Raw genomic sequence first — 18,143 nt, 5'->3', positions numbered from 1 at the left:
CGACAGTGCCGAAAGTTGCCGGGTTTGTCACCCGCCCACGTTCGGTGGAAAACCAGCCTAGCCGGACCGGTGTAGCAAATTGTGAATGCAGGCGAAGGCGTGCGGACCAACGGTCCGCACCCACCATGGTAGTGGTGACACCCATCGGTAGCGCCGGGCCATGCCCGGCGAGCCTGAGGTGTGCGGACCAACGGTCCGCACCCACAGGAGAAGCAGCTCCCACCCACCGGCAGGGTGTCAGGAAACCCCTGCGCCCTTGGCCTGCACGTCAGCGTGGTACGACGAGCGCACCATCGGGCCGGAGGCCACGTGGCTGAAGCCCAGCTCGTAACCGTAGACTTCCAGCGCCTTGTAGTCTTCCGGCGTCCAGTACTTCAGCACCGGATGGTGGTGTGCGGTCGGCTGCAGGTACTGGCCGATGGTGATCATGTCCACGTTGTGCGCGCGCAGGTCGCGCATGGTGGCCTTGATCTGTTCGAAGTCTTCGCCCAGGCCCAGCATGATGCCCGACTTGGTCGGCACCTCCGGGTGCTGCGCCTTGAAGTTCTTCAGCAGGTTCAACGACCACTGGTAATCGGCACCCGGGCGCACGTTGCGATACAGGTCCGGTACGGTTTCGATGTTGTGGTTGAACACGTCCGGCGGGTTCTGCGCCAGGATCTCCAGCGCGCGCTCCATGCGGCCCTTGCCGCGGAAGTCCGGGGTCAGCACTTCGATGCGGGTGCCCGGCGACTTCTCGCGGATGGCGGTGATGCAGTCGACGAAGTGCTGTGCACCGCCGTCGCGCAGGTCATCGCGGTCGACGCTGGTCACCACCACGTACTTCAGGCCCATGTCGGCCACGGTCTGGCCCAGGCTGGCCGGCTCGTTGGCATCGGGCGGCTTCGGTCGGCCGTGTGCCACGTCGCAGAACGAGCAGCGGCGGGTGCAGACCTCGCCCAGGATCATGAAGGTGGCGGTGCCGTGACCGAAGCACTCGTGGATGTTCGGGCAACTGGCCTCTTCGCACACGGTCACCAGACGGTTCTCGCGCAGCTTGGCTTTCAGGTTCTGCACGGCATTGCCCGAAGGAATGCGCACGCGGATCCAGGAGGGCTTGCGCAGCACCGGCACGTCGGCGAACTGCACCGGCGAACGGTTGATCTTGTCCCCACCCATCTGCTTGACCCCGGCCTGCAACGGCGCGGTGGACGGAAGCTCGGCCTGCACGATCTGCAGGGGAATGGTGCGGGCAGTGGTTTCAGTCATGGCGTTTCCGGGGGCGGTCAGGCGGCCGCAGAGAGATCAGGCAGTTCAGGCACGGGCTGCAGCAGCAGGCCGAACTGGCGGGCCAGGTGGTCCAGCAGCACCGGCTTGACGGCGTCCATCCCGGACGGACCGCCCAAGTCTAGCACCGTGGTCACCTGCAACCCCTCGTAACCACAGGGGTTGATGCGGTGGAAAGGGTCAAGGTCCATGGCCACGTTGAAGGCCAGGCCGTGGAAGGTGCAGCCGCGGCGCACGCGGATGCCGAGCGCGGCGATCTTGGCGCCACCGACATAGACGCCCGGGGCGCCGTCGAGCCGTTCGGCACCGATGTTCCACTCGGCCAGCGTGTCGATGATGGCCTGTTCAATGCGGCACACGTAGTCGCGCACGCCGATACCCAGCCGCGGCAGGCGCAGCAGCGGGTAGATCACGATCTGGCCGGGGCCGTGGTAGGTCACCTGGCCACCGCGATCGACGTGGACCACCGGGATCTCGCCCGGCGCCAGCACGTGCTCGACCTTGCCAGCCTGGCCTAGGGTGAACACCGGCTCGTGCTCGACCACCCACAGCTCGTCGAGCGTGTCGTCGTCGCGCTGGTCGGTGAAACGCTGCATGGCGTGCCAGACCGGTTCGTAGGCCTGGCGGCCCAGGTCACGGACCACCGCCGGGCGCGGCGGACGCGCCTCGGGGGCGGCCACTTCGGCAGGGCAGCTGACGGCTACACCGTCCACTTCACTTCCGGGTGGTCGCGCAGGGCCTGATGGGCCACGTCGTACTGTTCGCGGTTCTCGGCCCGGAAGACCAGGCGTACCGAGACGTACTTGCCGTTGGACGAATGCTTCCAGCTGATGCGCTCGTTCACCACGTCGACGCCAGCAGCCAGCAGCAGGCGGGGGAGTTCATGCTCCAGACCGCGGTTGGCCGGGCCCATCGCGCTGAGCTCGAACTGACCGGGGAACTGGAAGCCGTGTTCGGGGTTGTCGGACTTGATTTCCATGGGCCCATTATCGGGCCGGAAGGCACCAAACCCAAGAGTATTCAGTTGGCTCGATAGCGCCGGATACGCGCCACTGCGTTGCAGCTGAACCGCCATTCAGGAAAAACCCGCCGATGCAGCGGCCGATGCAGCGGCCGATTGCATTCACGGGTCATTGTCATTTTCGGAACAGACACGTGCTCTGGCCGTGCTCGTTCCGTCACTTCGGTCGGAGTAACGTGTCGTTGCATAAAACGACGAACAAAACTCCCCTTCCCGATGATCATCCCATCCATGCGTCCTTTCGCAACGTTTGGCCTGTCCAGTCTGTTGGCCGCTGCCCTCCCCCTTTCCGCCTACGCCGCCGATCAGTGCGGTCCTGACGCGATGCGCGAGCACCCGCCGCAGGTCAACTTCCGCGTCGACAACGACCTGTTCGGCGGCCGCCACCAGGACCAGGGGTATACCAATGGCGCCCAGCTGACCCTGGTCTCGCCCAATCTGGTGGACTACACCGATGACCCCTGCCTGCCGCGACTGGCGCGCTGGGTGAACAGCCACCTGGAAGCACTGCATCCGGGCAAGTTCGAACAGCAGAACATGATCTTCAGCCTGGCCCAGGGCATCTTCACCCCCACCGACCCGACCCGCAGCGACCTGATCGAGGATGACCGGCCGTATGCCGGCGTGCTGCTGGTCAGCTTCGGCTTCAACGCGCGCAGTGGCGATCGCCTGCAGACCACGCAGCTGTCGCTGGGTGTGGTCGGGCCGTGGGCGCAGGGCAAGCAGGTGCAGGACGCCGTGCACAGCGTGCTGGGCGATGAGAAGTTCAAGGGCTGGGACAACCAGCTGCACAACGAACCGGTGTTCATGCTGACCCACGAGCGCATGCGCCGCTGGCCGGGCGATGCCAGCATCAACGCCGACGGCTGGGGCTGGGACGCGATCAGCCACTATGGCGGTGCGATCGGCAACCTGGAAACCAAGGCAAACCTCGGCGGCGAAGTGCGCTTCGGCTGGAAGCTGCCGGACGATTTCGGCAGCACCCCGCTGCGCCCGGCCGGCGAGAACACCGCGCCAACCCGGGGTGGCAAGCCGTCCGGCTGGTCGTGGCATCTGTTCGCCACCACCGATGCGGCGTGGGTGATCCGTGATATCACCCTGGACGGCAACACGTTCCGCAACAGCCACAGCGTGGACAAGCGTCATGTGGTTGCCCAAGGTGGCTATGGCATTGCGGTAATGCGCGGCCGCTGGAAGTTCGCGATGGCGCGCTACCACAGCACCCGCGAATTCGATGGCCAGCGCCAGTCGCCGGTGTTCGGCAGCTTCACCATCAGTCGCTCGCTGTAAGCAATCGGGCTGCAGGCATATCCGGCCGGGCTGGTGGTAGTGCCGGCCGCTGGCCGGCTCCGGGCATATCCGGATGGGTTCATGAGGAGCCGGCCAGCGGCCGGCACTACCCGCATCCAGGCAGCATCATGAGCGATCGGCATTCGGACGGATTCATGCCGAACCGGCTCCCGAAACAGAAAAGGCCGGCATTCGCCGGCCTTTCCAGTTCACCGCAGCACGCTGCGGATCATTCCGATTCCCACCACATCCAGAAGCTGTCCCACAGGCGCTTGAAGAAACCGGCCTGCTCGACGGCGGCCACTGCCACCAGCGGCGCTTCGGCCACCAGCTTGCCATCCAGGGTGACCTTGACGGTGCCGATCTGCTGGCCGGCGGTGAACGGTGCTTCCAAGGTCTTGGGCACGTCGATGCTCGGCTTCAGGTCGTTGTAGCGACCGCGCGGCACGCTGACCAGCATCGGCTGGGCCACGCCCAGCTGCACCTTGTCGGTGGTGCCCTTCCAGACCTTGTGCTCGGCCACGGCCTTGCCCGGCTCGTACAGGCGGTGGGTTTCGAAGAAGCGGAAGCCCCAGTTCAACAGGGCCAGGCTGTCATCGGCGCGCTGCTTTTCCGACTGGCCACCCAGTACCACGGCCACCAGACGCTGGTCACCGCGTTGGGCCGAGCTCATCAGGCAGTAACCGGCTTCGGAGGTGTGACCGGTCTTGATGCCGTCCACGCTGCCATCACGCCACAACAGCAGGTTGCGGTTCGGCTGCTTGATGGTGCCGACCTGGAATTCCTTGATCTTGTTGTACGCGTAGGTTTCCGGGTAATCGCGCACCATCGCGCGGCCCAGCAGGGCCAGGTCGTAGGCGCTGCTGTGATGGCCCGGGGCGGTCAGGCCGTGGGCGTTCACGAAGTGCGAGTTCTTCATGCCGATCTTGGCGGCGTAACTGTTCATCAGCGAGGCAAAGGCCTCTTCGCTGCCGGCCACGTGCTCGGCCAGGGCAATCGCGGCGTCGTTGCCGGACTGGATCGCCATGCCCTTTTCCATGTCTTCCAGACGTGCCGTCTGGTTGACCGGGAAGCCGCTGTAGCTGCCGTCGGTGCCAGCGCCGCCCTCGCGCCAGGCGCGCTCGCTCATCATCACCTGGTCATCCGGACGGACCTTGCCGTTCTTGACCTCGGCGGCGATCACGTAGGACGTCATCACCTTGGTGATGCTGGCCGGGGCCAGCTGTTCATTGACGTTCTCACCTGCCAGTACCTGGCCGGTGGCGTAGTCCATCAGCACCCAGGCCTTGGACACACTGGGTGCGGGCGCAGGCGGCGTGGCCACGGTAGCGGGGGCAGCAGCGGCGGCAGGCGTCGGCGTGGCCGGGGTCGGCAGCGGCGTCTGGGCGGAGGCCAGGCCCACCACCAGGGTGGCGGCCAGGGCAGTGGCGGCGGAACGGAAATTCATGGGACAGCAGGCTCCAGGGGACGGCCGGAAAATGAAGGATGGGACAAGGTGGCCATTGTAAGGCCGGGGTGGCAAGGGCCGGCAGCACCGGCCCGGGCGGAATCAGTCCTTGACGATCTGTGGCGAGCCAAAACCCAGACCCGAGATGCGCCCGGCAAGTTCCGCCGCGCTGGCGTGATCACTGGCGGGAACCCGCAGGCGGAACAGGGTGCGGCCGCCGGCGGCGATGTCGCTGATGGTGGCACCGACGATGCCGGCGGCGCTGAGCTGGCCCATCGCGCGGTTGGCGTTGTCGCGGCTGGAGAAGCTGGCGACCTGCAGCATCACCGCGCCCACCATCTTCTGCGACAGGCTGGGAGCGCTGGTGCTGGCCGGGGCCGGGCTGCGCGGCACGGCAGTAGCCACGACCGGCGTTGCAGGACGCGGCACGGTCGCGCTGGGCGGCAGGCTGCTGACCGCCACCTCCGGCATGGTGCTGACGGCGGCCTGGGTGGTGGCCGGCTGGCCACGCGCCGGCGCCCCATCGGCAGGCAGACGATTGACCAGGCGATCAATGTCGCTGTCGGCAACGGGACGGGCCGCGGGTGCGGGGCGCGTGCTGGCAATGGCAGCGGTGGCCGCAGCCGCTTCAGCAGCACGGCGCTCGCGGCGCGACGGCTTCTGCGCCATCAGGTTGGTTTCACCCGGCTGCACCGCACGCACTTCCACGTTGCCGGTACCGCGCTGGGTGATGCCCAGGCGCACAGCGGCGGCATAGCTGAGATCAACCACACGGCCGTCGTGGAACGGACCACGATCGTTGACGCGCACGATCACCGATTCGCCGTTGTCCAGGTTGGTCACGCGGGCGAAGCTGGGCAGCGGCAAGGTCTTGTGCGCAGCGGTGAACTGGTACATGTCGTAGACCTCGCGGTTGGAGGTCAGGCGGCCGTGGAACTTGGCGCCGTAGTACGAGGCGGTGCCACGCTCAACATAGTTGCGGGTGTCGTCGAGCACCTTGTACTGCTTGCCCAGCACCACGTAAGGCGATTTGTTGCCGATTACCGAGCGATCCTCATTGGTGACCAGCGGCTCGGGAATGCACGCCACGTTGGGTACATAGCTGGGCGTGGTGTCTTTCACGCCTGGCTTGTACAGGCCACCGGCGGTGTAGTTGCCACGGGTGGACAAGTCCTCGGTGGCCGCCGCGTACGGCGAGCCCTCCGGACAGTGCGCCGGACGCCCGCCCTTGCCCTGCACCACCGTGCCGGACGGCTTGCCACCGTGGCCGGCGGTCGCCGGCTTCTTCGGCGCGCTGCTGCAGGCGGCCAGCGCGAGGACGATCAATCCAGGGACCAGCCATCTGATGTTCATGCCGGGGGCAGCTCCTGTCCGGCAATGGCCTGCGACAACTGGAACACGGCCATCGCGTACATCTTCGAGAGGTTGTAACGGGTGATCGCGTAGTAGTTCTGGAAGCCCAGCCAGTACTGCTTGCCGGCACTGCCTTCAAGCGTGATCGGGGTGGCGGTGACGCCCGGCTGCACCGGTGCGCTGGGCTGGTAGCCGCGCTGGGCCAGATCGGACAGCGACCAGGTGGGCATCCACTCGGTCGGGTTGAACTCTTCGCGGCCAGTGGCCAGCGTGGCCGGCACGGCGACCTGGCCGCCGCGCACCCAACCGCCCTTCTTCACGAAGTAGTTGGCGATGGAGGAGAACACGTCGTCGTAGCTGGTGAACAGGTCACGGCGACCATCGCCGTTGCCGTCCACCGCGTAATCCAGGTAGCTGGAGGGCATGAACTGGCCCATGCCCATCGCACCGGCGTAGCTGCCCTTGAGCGTGGTGATGTCCAGCTTTTCCTCGCGGCCGAGCTCAAACAGCTTGGCCAGTTCATCGCGGAAGAACAGCTCGCGGCGCACTTCGCGTTCCAGCTTGGCCGGGTCGCCACTGCGCGGGTAATAGAAGGCCAGCGTGTACAGCGCATCCAGCACGCGATGGCTGCCGGCATTCTTTCCGTAGCTGGTTTCCACGCCGATGATCGCCACGATCACTTCGGCCGGCACACCGGTGCGCTGCTGCACACGGTCCAGTTCGGCGCGGTGCTGGGCAAGGAAGGCTTTGCCGCCATCGATGCGCGCCTTGCTGATGAACATCGGCCGATATTCGTTCCACGGCTTGACCCGTTCTGCGGGTCGCGACATGGCAGCAATGATCGGCTGGCGCACCTGCGCCTGGTCGAGCACGTTGCGGATCTCGTCGGGCTTCAGGCCGTAACGCTTGGCGGTGTCGGCAATGAATTTCGCACGCGCGGTTTCGAACGGTACCGGGGTGAGATCGACCGGCGCTGCCGTAGCGGCTGCGGCTTCCGGCGCGGCCTCGGCCGGGCCCTGGGGCTTGGCTGCCGGGTGGCGCGGCGTACTGCTGGCCTGGGGCGAAGTCGGAGGGGACGTCGGCTGGGTCGCGCAGGCGACCAGGCCGAGGGTGAGCATGCAGGCCAGAGAACGTCGAATCATCACCGCAGGTTAGCAGGTCATGGATGAATTAAAACCCCTAACACCATGAATCACAACGATTTGCTCGCGTTCAGCACGAAATGTGAAGGCGTTGTGATCGACCTGCCCCATTCAGGCAGAGGTTGCCGGTTGCGTCCCCATCCCCGCAGACGCAACCGGCCGCCGGACCCGGTCGGTACCTGCGCGGCTGCCGCTCCCCAGTGGCAGTGCTCCGCGCTCCTTGTACCTGTTGGATCAGTACTGCTTTCCCATCCGACGCCCCTCGCGCTGCATCAAAGACGGCGCGCCATGCCGAACGGGCCGCCATTGTGCAGGCCGATTGCGACATGTCCATTGATCAGGATCAACGCGGCGTCAAAATGTGAATTGGCGCGCACTTTTTATGGAACTTCGTCAGCGGCCGTGCTGCTGTGCGGCGTTGTGGGAACGATTACAGAAATGCGCTTGCGCAGATTCATGCGCGCATCGGCGGTGAAGGTCGGCGAAGGGCGCAGCCCCTCGTGGGTAGGGGTCGGGTTGGTCGCGTAGAGCGCTGGCTTCCTGATGGCTGGCCGGGCGGGGTAGGACGGGCGGGGACGCCGTAAACCCATCCATGGGGGCTTAGCCGCGGCATCCATGCCGCGGATACCCCGCCCGCCCCACCCCGCCCGTCCGCTGACAGATTTCCGCGCGGCCTACCCACGGAAAAGAAAAAGAAGAGCAACAGCGGGTCGCTTCGCTCCGAGCCGGGCCGGCCACGCTGCTTTTGCTTTTGATCTTCTTTTTCTTTTCCGTGGGCTGGACGTACTCGGCAACTGTCAGGGGCCGGGCGGGTGGGCTGCGCAGGGGTGTCTGCGGCATGGATGCCGCGGACAAGCCCCCATGGATGGGTTCACGGCGTCCCCTGCGCAGCCCACCCGCCCTGCCCAATCACATGAATCGGTCCATGCGGCCACCCACGAGGGGCTGCGCCGTTGGCTGGAAACCTACGCGTGTACCGGCCGGTGCCCGCGCACCGCCATCACCAGACCAATACCGGCCAGCAACGACACCGCCGAGGTGCCACCGTAGCTGATCAGCGGCATCGGAATGCCCACCACCGGCAGCACGCCGGAAATCATCCCGCCGTTGACCAGCACGTACACGAAGAACGCCAGGCCGAAACTGCCGGCCAACAGCCGCGCGTGCGTGTCGCGTGCCTGCACCGCGATCGACAGGCAGCGCCCGACCACGAACAGGTACAAGGCGAACACCGTCACCACGCCGATCCAACCGAATTCCTCGGCCAGCACCGAGAACGCGAAATCGGTGGTGTACTCGGGCAGGAAATCCAACGTCGCCTGTGTGCCGTGGCCCCAGCCACGTCCCTGCAGGCCACCGGAGCCGATGGCGATGCGCGACTGCAGGATGTTCCAGCCGGTGCCCAAGGGATCGGCGGCCGGATCCAGGAAGGTCAGCACACGGTTCTTCTGGTACTGCCGCAGCAGCCCGAACCACGCCAGCGGCGCAGCCACCGACACCGCACTCAAGCCGGCCACCACCCAGCGCCACTGCAGGCCAGCCAACAGCAACGCAAACACGCCGCTGGCGGTCACCAGGGTGGCGGTACCGAGATTGGGCTGCATCAGGATCAGCACCGCGGGCACCCCGATCAGCACCGCTGCCGTCAACACCGTGCGCGGCGATGGCGGCAGCGGCTGACGGTGCAGATACCAGGCCATCATCAACGGCAGGCTGAGCTTGAGCAGTTCCGAAGGTTGCAGATAGAACACGCCAAGGTTGAGCCAGCGTTGCCCGTATTTACCGGTACCGATCACATACACCGCCATCAACGGCAGCATCGACAGCGCATAGATCACCGGTGTCCACGCGCGCAGGCGCAGCAGCGAGACCCGCGACAGCAGCCACATCGCCACCAGCCCCATCGCAAAGCGCATGGCCTGCCCTGCCACCGGTCCGTTCACGCTGTGCAGCACCGCCAGGCCCGCGCCCATCAGGATCAACAACGCGACCAACAACGGCAGATCGATCGTGCGCACTGCCTCACGGCAGCCACCAAACAGTCGTTTCCATTTCACCCGTGGCACGGTAGCAACCGCCGCTTTCGTGAAGCTGTCAGCGCTGTTTGTCGCTATCGACACCTCGCGTGATGAGTGCCATTGGCATCTGCATTTTGCGGGTTTCAAACAATTCTGATTGGAGCAGCGGGGGTCCCCGTGCACATCATGTAGTGCCACCGACAACGGGTGGCACGGGACTCCAATCCCGTTGACCCAAGTGTTGTTTACGCTTGCCAGCCGGCGTCGCTTTCTCCTTGTTGAGCGGCGTCGGCTGGCAATCCGTCCGTGCGTCTTTGGCGGGCGGTGCGTGGAGGGCCTCGTGCCCGCCGGCGCTTTCACACTTGGTCACCGGTATTGGAGCCACGCATCGTCCGCCACCCTCGCATGCACGCGGGGTGGCCCTTGCCCATCGCACAAGGATGCCGCCATGTCCGCTTCCACCTACCCGTACCTGTTCGCCACGCTGGGCGAAGCCGCCCACCAGCTGCCGAACGACATCGCCCGCGCACTGGAAACCACACTCACCGCAGCGCAGGCCGCCAACAGTCCCGGCGGCACTACCCTGCTGGACTGCCTGCAGCGCATCCGCCAGGTGGAAGCGGCCGACGGACAGCCGTGGCCACACAAGGGGCGAACACAGGCGCAGTGCATGGCGATGGCGCGCATCGACCGCGCCAATGCCGGGCTGACCTTCCTGCTGGAACTGCTGCACGCCAGCGAACGCGTGCGCGTGGACGGTGGCGACACGCAGCAACTGGGCGACGACGCCCGCGAAGGTCTGCTGCTGGCCTGCCGAGGCCTGTCCGAATACGTGGATGTGCAGCTGCAGGCCGCGTGATGCGTGCATTCCTGAAGAGCCGAGCATGGCTCGGCACTACAAAGAGCGAAGCGACCCGCTTCTGCTCTGTTTTTCTCTTTGCGTGGGTGGCCACCGCAGGAAACTGTCGGGGCCGGGGGGGGGGGGTTCGCGGGGGTGTCCGCGGCATGGATGCCGCGGCCAAGCCCCCAGGGATGGGTTCACGGCGTCCCCCGCGAATCCACCCCGCCCGGCCCACCACGGCTGTTGCTTTCAGCAACCACCCACGAGGGGCGGCGCCGATGGCTGGAAACTACCCGTAACCCCCATGCACCGGATTGTGACGACGCACTGCCATCACCAACCCGAACCCCGCCAGCAGCGACACCGCCGACGTACCGCCGTAACTGATCAGCGGCATCGGCACGCCCACCACCGGCAGCAGGCCCGAGATCATCCCGCCGTTCACCAGCACATAGACGAAGAACGCCAGGCCCGTTGCGCCGGCCAGCAGGCGCGAATAAGAATCGCGCGACTGGCTGGCGATCCACAAGCAGCGCCCGATCACCACGAGGTACAACGTCAGCACCAGCGCCACGCCGATCCAGCCGAATTCCTCGCTCAGCACCGAGAACGCGAAGTCCGTGGTCTGTTCGGGAATGAAATTCAGGTGCGACTGCGAGCCTTCGCCCCAGCCTTTGCCATCGAAACCGCCGGAACCAATGGCAATCTTCGACTGGATGATGTTCCAGCCCGCGCCGAGCGCGTCCATTTCCGGGTCGAGGAACATCATGATGCGGTCCTTCTGGTACGGCCGCAGCAGCCAGAACCAGGCGACGGGCGCTACCGCTGCCACGCCGCCCACGCCCAGCCCCACCCACCACCACGGCAGGCCCGCCAGCAGCAGCACGAACACACCACTGGCGGCGATCAGCACGCCGGTACCGAAGTCTGGCTGCAGCATCACCAGCCCGGTCGGCACGCCGATGATCACCATCGCCACCAGCACCGTGTTGAAGCGCGGCGGCAGCGGCATCTTGTGCAGGTACCAGGCCACCATCATCGGCAGGCTGACCTTGAGCAGTTCGGCCGGCTGCAGGTAGAAGAACTTCAGGTCCAGCCACTGCCGGCCGTACTTGCCGGTGCCCAGCGCGAACACCGCCAGCAACGGAATCATCGAGATGGCGTAGATCAGCGGCGTCGCCGAGCGGATGCGCAGGATCGGCACCCGCGAGATGCCCCACATCGCCGCCAGGCCCACGGCAAAACGCACGCCCTGCGCCATCACCAGGCCATCGCCGCCAGCACTCTTCAATGTTGCCAGGCCGATCACCATCAGCGTGCCCAAGGCCAGGCACAGCACCCAGTCGAGGCTGCTGAAGAACCGCTGCAGCATTTCGCCGGCCCAACGCAGGAACGCGCTCATCGGCTGGCCTCCGCTGCGGCAGTCGGGCGTGGACCGACGGGCACGGCGGCCGCAGACGGCGTACCCGGAACCGGAGCTGGCGCCGGTAGCGGTGCGGGCATGCCGATCAGCACCGGGTGTTCGCCCAGCTCTGCGGCAGCGGCGTCGCCGGCCGGACGCGCGTTCACGTCTTCATTGTCGAAGGCGGTGATACCGATGGCGGTAGTGCCGCGTTCGCTGTCCAGCGGTTGCATGCCTTCAGGCATTTTTCCCAGCAGCCAGGCATCGAAAATCTTGCGGGCGATCGGTGCCGCGGCTGCGCCGCCGTAACCACCACCTTCCACGGCGATGGCCAACGCGATCACCGGCTGATCGGCCGGAGCAAACCCAACGAACAGCGCACGGTGGCGCAGGTGCATCGGCAGGCTTTTGGGATTGACCGCGGCCGTACCCTTGCGGCTGACGACCTGCGCGGTACCGGTCTTGCCCGCCATCGTATAGGGCGCGCCGGCGGCCATGCGTGCGGCGCTGCCGCCGGGAAGCATGGTGGCCATCATGCCTTCGCGCACGGCCTGCAGGTTGTTCGGGTTGGGGCTGACCGGCTTGCTCTGGCCAGGCTCCGTCTGCACCCAGTCACTGTCGAAACCCGCACGCTGCTGCATCACCAGATGCGGCGTGCGCAGCTGGCCATTGGCCAGGCCGCTGACACCACGGGCCAGCTGCAGCGGCGTGACCTTCCAGTCGCCCTGGCCGATGCTGATGTTCACCGTGTCGCCGGGATACCAGGCTTCCTTGCGGCTCTTCCGCTTGTAGGCCGGCGACGGCAGGATGCCTGAGATCTCGCCGGTCAGATCGATGCCGGTGGGCTGGCCGAAGCCGTAGTACTCCATGTAGTGGTCGAACCGCTCGATGCCCAGGTCCAATGCCAGCCGGTAGTAGTACGTATTGACCGACTGCGCGATGGACTTGCGCAGGTCGGTCCAGCCGTGACCGCCACGGTGCGAGTCACCCCAGCCACGCGAGGTGCCCGGCAGATAGAACATGCCGGTCGACAGCACCTTGTCCTCCGGACGGCGAACGCCCGAATCGAGACCTGCCAGGCCGATCAGCGGCTTCAGGGTCGAACCGGGAGCGACGCCACCGAGCACCAGGCGATTGAACTGCGGGCGCGACGGGTTGTCGTTGAGCGCCTTGAAGTCGGCATGCGAGATGCCGTTGACGAACAGATTCGGGTCGTAGGACGGCAGGCTGACCATCGCCAGCACCTCGCCGGTACGCGGGTCCATTGCCACGGCCGAGCCTTCCTGCTCACCGAAGGCGGCCACCATCGCCCGCTGCAGGTCGGCATCGATCGACAGACGCAGGTCGGCGCCGGATTGCGCGGCGACACGGCCGATGGTGCGGATCGCACGGCCCTGCACGTTGGTCTCGACCTGTTCGTAGCCGACCTTGCCGCGCAGTTCCTGCTCGTAATAGCGCTCCAGGCCGGATTTGCCGATGTGGGTCAGCGCGGCATTGCCTTCACCAAGGATCTCCAGATCCTTGTCATCAACCCGGCCGACGTAGCCGATGATGTGCGCGAACAGGTCGCCGTAGGGGTAGCGACGGGTCAGGTACGGTTCCAGCTCGACGCCGGGGAAACGCCAGCGGTCCACCGCGAAGCGCGCCATTTCCTCATCGCTCATGCGCAGCTTCAGCGTGACCGGCAGGAACTTGCGGCGCGCCTTGCGCGATTTGTTGAATGCTTCCAGTTCTTCCGGGCTGATCTGGATGATCTTCGCCAGCCCTTCCAGGGTGGCATCCATGTCCTTGACCTTGTCCGGGGTCACATCCAGGCGGAACGCCGGCACGTTCTCGGCCAGCAACCGACCGTTGCGGTCATAGATCATGCCGCGCCCGGGCACTACCGGCCGCGGCTTGATGCGGTTGGCTTCCGAGCGTGTGGCGTAGATGTCGTGGTCCAGCACCTGCAGCTTGAAGTACCAGCCTCCCAGGCCCAACAGGCAGACCAGCACGCCGAAAAAGCCCAGCGCCGCGCGGCGCCGGAACTGTTCGCCTTCGGCGTGCGGATTCTTGACCTGGCGGCGCGGCAGCATGGCTCAGCGCCCACGCTTGCCGAAGCGCACCGCGTCCAGCAGCACGAACACCAACGGCCACAGGCCCATGCCCAGCAACGGTGCCCACCAGTACGACCACGGCAGCGTCGGCTCACCCACCATGATATGGACCAGCGCGCTGACGATGCGATCGTTGAACAGCAGGCCACCGATGGCCAGCATCTGCTGCGACATCGGGAAGAAGCGGATGCGCGCGCGGAAACGCTGCAGGATGAAGGCCAGCATCACCAGCCGCAGCGCCTGTTCGCCCAGTACCCCGCCATACAGCAGGTCGGCCACGACGCCACTGGCGAAGGCAATGCCAAGACCGACGCGCTCGGGCGCTTCGATCACCCAGTACGCCAGCACCAGGGCCAGCCAATACGGACGCAGCGGCTGCAGCAGCGCCGGCAACGGCAGCAGGCCCAGCAGCAGTGCCACCACCAGACTGGCCGGCAGCACCCACGGGTTGTCGCGCAGGCGGCTCATCGTTGCGCCTCCGGCGTGGTCGGTTGCCGGCCAGCGGCCGGCACTACCGTGGACCCGGCGGATGCAGAGCCCCCTTGTTGTTCAAGGGGGCGCGCCAAAGGCGCCGGGGTGAGGTGGGATGCGGGGGCAGCCGACCTCGTCGAAGACGGAGTCGGTTGCCGGCCAGAGGCCGGCACTACCGGGGCCGACCCAGCGTCGGGTGGAGAGCCCCCCTCTTGTTGAGGGGGGCGCGCCGAAGGCGCGGGGTTAAGGTGGGATGCGGGGGCAACCGGCTTCGTCGAAGACGGAGCCGGTTGCCGGCCAGCGGCCGGCACTACCGCGGTGGGCTGCGTCGTCGAAGGCGCCGTCGCCGTGGTGCCGCTCGGCAGCGCGGTGGCATCGGCCGGGCCACCGGGAGCGCCCTGCTCCATCTGCAGGCGCAGGTTCGGCGGGATGCGGATCGCTGCGCCGGGGCGCAGCAGAAGCACGTCGCGGCCACGATCGAGCTGCGCGGCCGGTTTCAATTCGCCCACCAGGAAGGCATGGGTATCGTCCGGGCGCAGCGCGGTGATGGTGCCCACCGGGAACCCCGCAGGGAAGCGACCGCCAAGGCCTGAAGTGACGATCTCATCGCCCACTTCCACGCCGGCGCTGAGCGGGATGTCGCGCAGTTCCAGCTTGTCGCCGCGGCCGTAGACGATCAGGCGCACGCCATTGCGGGCCACGGTCACCGGCACCGCATGGTCCGGGTCGGTCAGCAACAGCACGGTGGAGCTGCCCGCGGTCACGTTGATCACTTGGCCCATCAGGCCGCCGGAATCGATCACCGCCTGGCCAACATGCACGCCTTCGCGGCTGCCGGCGTCCAGCACCAGGCGCTGTTTGACCGGGTCCAGGTCGATATCCAGGATCGGGGCCAGCTGCACGTCCAGGCCGCTGCGCTCGGCCACGTTCAGCAGTTCGCGCAGTTGGGCGTTGTCCAGCGCGGCGGTCTGCAGGCGGGTCAGGCGCGCATTGGCCAGCAGCAACTGGTTGCGCAACTCACGGTTTTCGGTCACCAGCTGGCCGTGGCTGGCAGCGGTGTCGCGCACCTGCCCGCCAAGCTTGCCGGGCAGACCGGCCAGGGCCCACACCGGCTGCACCAGGCTGTTGGCCTGCTCGCGCAGACGCGCCAGCCAGCCGGCCTGGTCGTCGAGGACGATCAAGGTGATTGCCAGTGCGAGGTAAGCCAGCAGCCGCAGTGGGCTGGCGGCATCACCGGATCGGGAAGCGACGGGAGGTCCGGCGTAGGGCGGCACGGCAGCGATTCAACTGGCAGAAGGCGGGAGGGAAACACACGGGCGCCCCGCCGGTGCCGACCCGCCGATGGGGCGGGCCGCACCCCGGAGGGGCGCTGCGGGCGCAGGCAGCCGGAACGGCTTATTCCGGCGCAAAGAACTCGTTGCCGTGCATGTCGACCAGTTCCAGCGCACGACCGCCACCACGGGCCACGCAGGTCAGCGGGTCGTCAGCCACCTGCACGTGCAGGCCGGTCTCCTCGGAGATCAGGCGGTCCAGGTCGCGCAGCAGGGCGCCGCCACCGGTCAGCACGATGCCGCGCTCGGCGACGTCGGCGCACAGTTCCGGCGGGGTCTGTTCCAGTGCCAGCTTGACCGCGCTGACGATGCCCGACAGCGGCTCGTGCAAGGCTTCGAGGACCTCATTGGAGCTGATCTTGATCATCTTCGGCACGCCCTCGGCGAGATTGCGGCCGGAGATTTCCATCTCGATCACTTCTGCCTGCGGGTAGGCGCAGCCCAGTTCGACCTTGATGCGCTCGGCGGTGGCTTCACCGATCAGCATGCCGTGGTTGCGTCGCACGTAGTTGGTGATCGATTCGTCGAAGCGGTCACCGCCGATGCGCACCGAAGCGGAATAGACGATGCCGTTCAGCGAGATCACCGCCACTTCGGTGGTACCGCCGCCGATGTCGATGACCATCGAGCCACGAGCCTCGGTGACCGGCATGCCGGCGCCGATTGCGGCCGCCATTGGCTCTTCGATCAGGAACACGTCACGGGCACCGGCCTCTTCGGCCGATTCCTTGATCGCGCGGCGCTCGACCTGGGTCGAGCCGGCCGGCACGCAGACCAGCACGCGCGGGCTCGGGCGCAGCACGCGGGACTTGTGCACCTTCTTGATGAAGTGCTTGAGCATCGCCTCGGTGTAGGTGAAGTCGGCGATGACGCCGTCCTTCATCGGGCGGATGGTGGTGATGTGGCCCGGGGTACGGCCGAGCATCTGCTTGGCCTCGGCGCCAACGGCTGCCACCGACCGGGTACCACCAATGGCGCGATCCTGGCGCACAGCGACCACGGACGGCTCGTTCAGCACGATTCCCTGCCCGCGCACATAGATGAGGGTGTTGGCCGTGCCCAGGTCGATGGACAGGTCATTGGAGAACATGCCGCGCAGTTTCTTGAACATCTGGGAGTTGATCCTGAGGGGTGTCGCGCCCAACGCGGGATGGCGAAAAAATGGGCAGAAATCGAGGTCGACAAGCCTAGCAACCTGCCTGCCGCCGAGCAAGGAGAAATCCAGCTGAACCCGCGCCTTCACAGGCTTTCGGCCTGATCGGGCATCACCCGGTTCTGGCCCTGAGCGGCACCAGCGGGTAACCTTTGCGCCGTCGGGCGCCCAAGGGCGCCGTTTGCTTGCCTGCCGAAGTGGGCCGGCCCACCCCAAAATTCACCGCATAGGCTTACATCGATGTCCGCTCTGATCTGTGGTTCTCTTGCCTTCGACACCATCATGGTGTTCCCGGACCAGTTCAAGAATCACATCCTGCCGGACAAGGTGCACATCCTGAACGTGTCGTTCCTGGTGCCGCGCATGCGCCGCGAGTTCGGCGGCTGCGCCGGCAACATCGCCTACAACCTGCACCTGCTGGGTGGCGATCCGATCCCGATGGGCACGGTGGGTTCGGACTTCGGCCCGTACCGCGAGCACTTCGACGCCCTGGGCATCGACCTCACCCGCGTGCGCGTGATCGATGAGCTGTTCACCCCGCAGGCGTTCATCACCACCGACCACGACAACAACCAGATCACCGCCTTCCACCCCGGCGCGATGATGCGTTCCTACGAAAACCACGTGCGCGACGTGCCGGGCGTCAGCCTGGGCCTGGTCGGCCCGGACGGCCGCGAAGGCATGATCCAGAATGCGCTGGAATTCCACGAAGACGGCGTGCCGTTCATCTTCGACCCGGGCCAGGCGATGCCGCTGTTCAACGGCCCGGAGCTGCGCGAGTTCATCGAACAGGCCGATTACGTGGTGGTCAACGACTACGAGTCGAACCTGCTGCAGGAACGCACCGGCTGGAACGAAAAAGAGATCGTCAGCCGGGTCAAGGCCTACATCACCACCCGCGGCCCGAAGGGCGCGGTGATCCACACCCCGGAAAAGAGCTACGACATCCCGCCGGCGCACGAGCGCCGCGTGGTCGATCCGACCGGCTGTGGCGACGCCTTCCGCGCCGGCCTGATCTACGGCATCCAGAAGGGCTTCGACTGGCTGACCATCGGCCGCATGGGCAACCTGATGGGTGCGCTGAAGGTCGAGCACCCGGGCACCCAGAACCAGCGCTTCACCTTCGATGAGTTCAACGAGCAGTTCAAGCAGCAGTTCGGTTACGCGCTGAGCGTGTAACCAAACTGCCCGCGCAGTTCTCCTTATCCCCGCGACTTCGGCGCGCCCCTTGAACAACAAGGGGGTTTTCCACCCGTCGCGCTATCGGCACCGCTCTGGTAGCGCCGGGCCATGCCCGGCGGCTTTCCGACCA

At 66.4% G+C, this 18,143-nt stretch carries 15 protein-coding genes; 3 read left to right on the top strand and 12 right to left on the bottom strand.

Annotated features, from left to right (window positions below; translation table 11 throughout):
• Positions 1 to 237 precede the first annotated feature (237 nt).
• Genes lipA through HUT07_RS02430 form a run of 3 tightly spaced genes read right to left on the bottom strand, consistent with a single transcriptional unit; the run spans position 238 to position 2,245 of the window.
• Positions 238 to 1,248: a lipoyl synthase gene (gene lipA, locus HUT07_RS02440; RefSeq protein WP_176019578.1), complete on the bottom strand. Its 1,011-nt coding sequence runs from the start codon at positions 1,246 to 1,248 to the stop codon at positions 238 to 240.
• Between the two features lie 17 nt (positions 1,249 to 1,265).
• Positions 1,266 to 1,946, bottom strand: coding sequence for a lipoyl(octanoyl) transferase LipB (lipB, locus tag HUT07_RS02435; protein WP_254898914.1), 681 nt, complete (start codon positions 1,944 to 1,946; stop codon positions 1,266 to 1,268).
• A gap of 20 nt (positions 1,947 to 1,966) precedes the next feature.
• Positions 1,967 to 2,245 (bottom strand): YbeD family protein, encoded by a 279-nt coding sequence (locus HUT07_RS02430; protein ID WP_032975372.1) that lies wholly within the window; start codon positions 2,243 to 2,245, stop codon positions 1,967 to 1,969.
• Positions 2,246 to 2,518: 273 nt separating this feature from the next.
• Here HUT07_RS02430 and HUT07_RS02425 point away from each other — a divergent pair, with 273 nt between their 5' ends.
• Positions 2,519 to 3,577, top strand: a complete 1,059-nt coding sequence (locus tag HUT07_RS02425) for a lipid A deacylase LpxR family protein (RefSeq protein ID WP_254898797.1) — start codon at positions 2,519 to 2,521, stop codon at positions 3,575 to 3,577.
• 229 nt (positions 3,578 to 3,806) lie between these two features.
• On the opposite strand, the gene HUT07_RS02420 is transcribed toward HUT07_RS02425, so the two are convergent.
• The 4 genes from HUT07_RS02420 to rodA (HUT07_RS02405) all read right to left on the bottom strand — a co-directional run bounded on the left by HUT07_RS02420 (position 3,807) and on the right by rodA (HUT07_RS02405) (position 9,576).
• Positions 3,807 to 5,024, bottom strand: a complete 1,218-nt coding sequence (locus HUT07_RS02420) for a D-alanyl-D-alanine carboxypeptidase family protein (protein ID WP_100553577.1) — start codon at positions 5,022 to 5,024, stop codon at positions 3,807 to 3,809.
• A 102-nt stretch (positions 5,025 to 5,126) separates the two neighbouring features.
• Positions 5,127 to 6,377 carry a septal ring lytic transglycosylase RlpA family protein gene (locus tag HUT07_RS02415; protein WP_176019575.1) on the bottom strand — a complete coding sequence of 417 codons (1,251 nt, stop codon included), beginning with the start codon at positions 6,375 to 6,377 and terminating at the stop codon, positions 5,127 to 5,129.
• Positions 6,374 to 7,519 carry a lytic murein transglycosylase B gene (gene mltB / locus HUT07_RS02410; RefSeq protein ID WP_176019574.1) on the bottom strand — a complete coding sequence of 382 codons (1,146 nt, stop codon included), beginning with the start codon at positions 7,517 to 7,519 and terminating at the stop codon, positions 6,374 to 6,376. Before mltB ends, HUT07_RS02415 begins: the two co-directional genes overlap by 4 nt.
• Before the next feature lie 965 nt (positions 7,520 to 8,484).
• Positions 8,485 to 9,576: a rod shape-determining protein RodA gene (rodA, locus tag HUT07_RS02405; RefSeq protein ID WP_176019573.1), complete on the bottom strand. Its 1,092-nt coding sequence runs from the start codon at positions 9,574 to 9,576 to the stop codon at positions 8,485 to 8,487.
• Positions 9,577 to 9,985: 409 nt separating this feature from the next.
• Here rodA (HUT07_RS02405) and HUT07_RS02400 point away from each other — a divergent pair, with 409 nt between their 5' ends.
• Positions 9,986 to 10,396: a hypothetical protein gene (locus HUT07_RS02400; protein WP_176019572.1), complete on the top strand. Its 411-nt coding sequence runs from the start codon at positions 9,986 to 9,988 to the stop codon at positions 10,394 to 10,396.
• 271 nt (positions 10,397 to 10,667) lie between these two features.
• On the opposite strand, the gene rodA (HUT07_RS02395) is transcribed toward HUT07_RS02400, so the two are convergent.
• The 5 genes from rodA (HUT07_RS02395) to HUT07_RS02375 all read right to left on the bottom strand — a co-directional run bounded on the left by rodA (HUT07_RS02395) (position 10,668) and on the right by HUT07_RS02375 (position 16,789).
• Positions 10,668 to 11,780, bottom strand: a complete 1,113-nt coding sequence (gene rodA, locus HUT07_RS02395; RefSeq protein WP_176019571.1) for a rod shape-determining protein RodA — start codon at positions 11,778 to 11,780, stop codon at positions 10,668 to 10,670.
• Complete coding sequence (mrdA, locus tag HUT07_RS02390; RefSeq protein WP_176019570.1) at positions 11,777 to 13,855, bottom strand: penicillin-binding protein 2; 2,079 nt, start codon at positions 13,853 to 13,855, stop codon at positions 11,777 to 11,779. The genes rodA (HUT07_RS02395) and mrdA overlap by 4 nt, the downstream gene beginning before the upstream one ends.
• 3 nt (positions 13,856 to 13,858) lie before the next feature.
• Positions 13,859 to 14,344, bottom strand: a complete 486-nt coding sequence (mreD, locus tag HUT07_RS02385) for a rod shape-determining protein MreD (protein ID WP_176019569.1) — start codon at positions 14,342 to 14,344, stop codon at positions 13,859 to 13,861.
• On the bottom strand, positions 14,341 to 15,621 hold the full coding sequence (mreC, locus tag HUT07_RS02380) for a rod shape-determining protein MreC (RefSeq protein ID WP_176019568.1): 1,281 nt from the start codon (positions 15,619 to 15,621) through the stop codon (positions 14,341 to 14,343). The genes mreD and mreC overlap by 4 nt, the downstream gene beginning before the upstream one ends.
• Positions 15,622 to 15,742: 121 nt before the next feature.
• The gene (locus HUT07_RS02375) at positions 15,743 to 16,789 is read right to left on the bottom strand and encodes a rod shape-determining protein (RefSeq protein WP_005419402.1); all 1,047 of its coding nucleotides are present in this window, start codon (positions 16,787 to 16,789) and stop codon (positions 15,743 to 15,745) included.
• A gap of 282 nt (positions 16,790 to 17,071) precedes the next feature.
• On the opposite strand from HUT07_RS02375, the gene HUT07_RS02370 reads away from it, so the two are divergent.
• A complete protein-coding gene (locus tag HUT07_RS02370; RefSeq protein ID WP_049463859.1) occupies positions 17,072 to 18,010 on the top strand; it encodes a carbohydrate kinase family protein in 939 nt (312 codons plus the stop codon).
• The last annotated feature ends 133 nt before the right edge of the window (positions 18,011 to 18,143 follow it).

Source organism: Stenotrophomonas sp. NA06056 (genome assembly GCF_013364355.1).
GTDB lineage: Bacteria > Pseudomonadota > Gammaproteobacteria > Xanthomonadales > Xanthomonadaceae > Stenotrophomonas.
Note: the sequence above shows the minus strand (reverse complement) of the source record. Positions and strands in the feature narration are given on the sequence as shown.

What these genes read in the sequence shown, in the direction of transcription:
- lipA (WP_176019578.1), bottom strand. Translation starts at nt 1,248, where the DNA reads ATGACTGAAACCACTGCCCGCACCATTCCCCTGCAGATCGTGCAGGCC.
- HUT07_RS02430 (WP_032975372.1), bottom strand. Translation starts at nt 2,245, where the DNA reads ATGGAAATCAAGTCCGACAACCCCGAACACGGCTTCCAGTTCCCCGGT.
- HUT07_RS02425 (WP_254898797.1), top strand. Translation starts at nt 2,519, where the DNA reads ATGCGTCCTTTCGCAACGTTTGGCCTGTCCAGTCTGTTGGCCGCTGCC.
- HUT07_RS02420 (WP_100553577.1), bottom strand. Translation starts at nt 5,024, where the DNA reads ATGAATTTCCGTTCCGCCGCCACTGCCCTGGCCGCCACCCTGGTGGTG.
- HUT07_RS02415 (WP_176019575.1), bottom strand. Translation starts at nt 6,377, where the DNA reads ATGAACATCAGATGGCTGGTCCCTGGATTGATCGTCCTCGCGCTGGCC.
- mltB (WP_176019574.1), bottom strand. Translation starts at nt 7,519, where the DNA reads ATGATTCGACGTTCTCTGGCCTGCATGCTCACCCTCGGCCTGGTCGCC.
- HUT07_RS02400 (WP_176019572.1), top strand. Translation starts at nt 9,986, where the DNA reads ATGTCCGCTTCCACCTACCCGTACCTGTTCGCCACGCTGGGCGAAGCC.
- rodA (WP_176019571.1), bottom strand. Translation starts at nt 11,780, where the DNA reads ATGAGCGCGTTCCTGCGTTGGGCCGGCGAAATGCTGCAGCGGTTCTTC.
- mrdA (WP_176019570.1), bottom strand. Translation starts at nt 13,855, where the DNA reads ATGCTGCCGCGCCGCCAGGTCAAGAATCCGCACGCCGAAGGCGAACAG.
- mreD (WP_176019569.1), bottom strand. Translation starts at nt 14,344, where the DNA reads ATGAGCCGCCTGCGCGACAACCCGTGGGTGCTGCCGGCCAGTCTGGTG.
- HUT07_RS02375 (WP_005419402.1), bottom strand. Translation starts at nt 16,789, where the DNA reads ATGTTCAAGAAACTGCGCGGCATGTTCTCCAATGACCTGTCCATCGAC.
- HUT07_RS02370 (WP_049463859.1), top strand. Translation starts at nt 17,072, where the DNA reads ATGTCCGCTCTGATCTGTGGTTCTCTTGCCTTCGACACCATCATGGTG.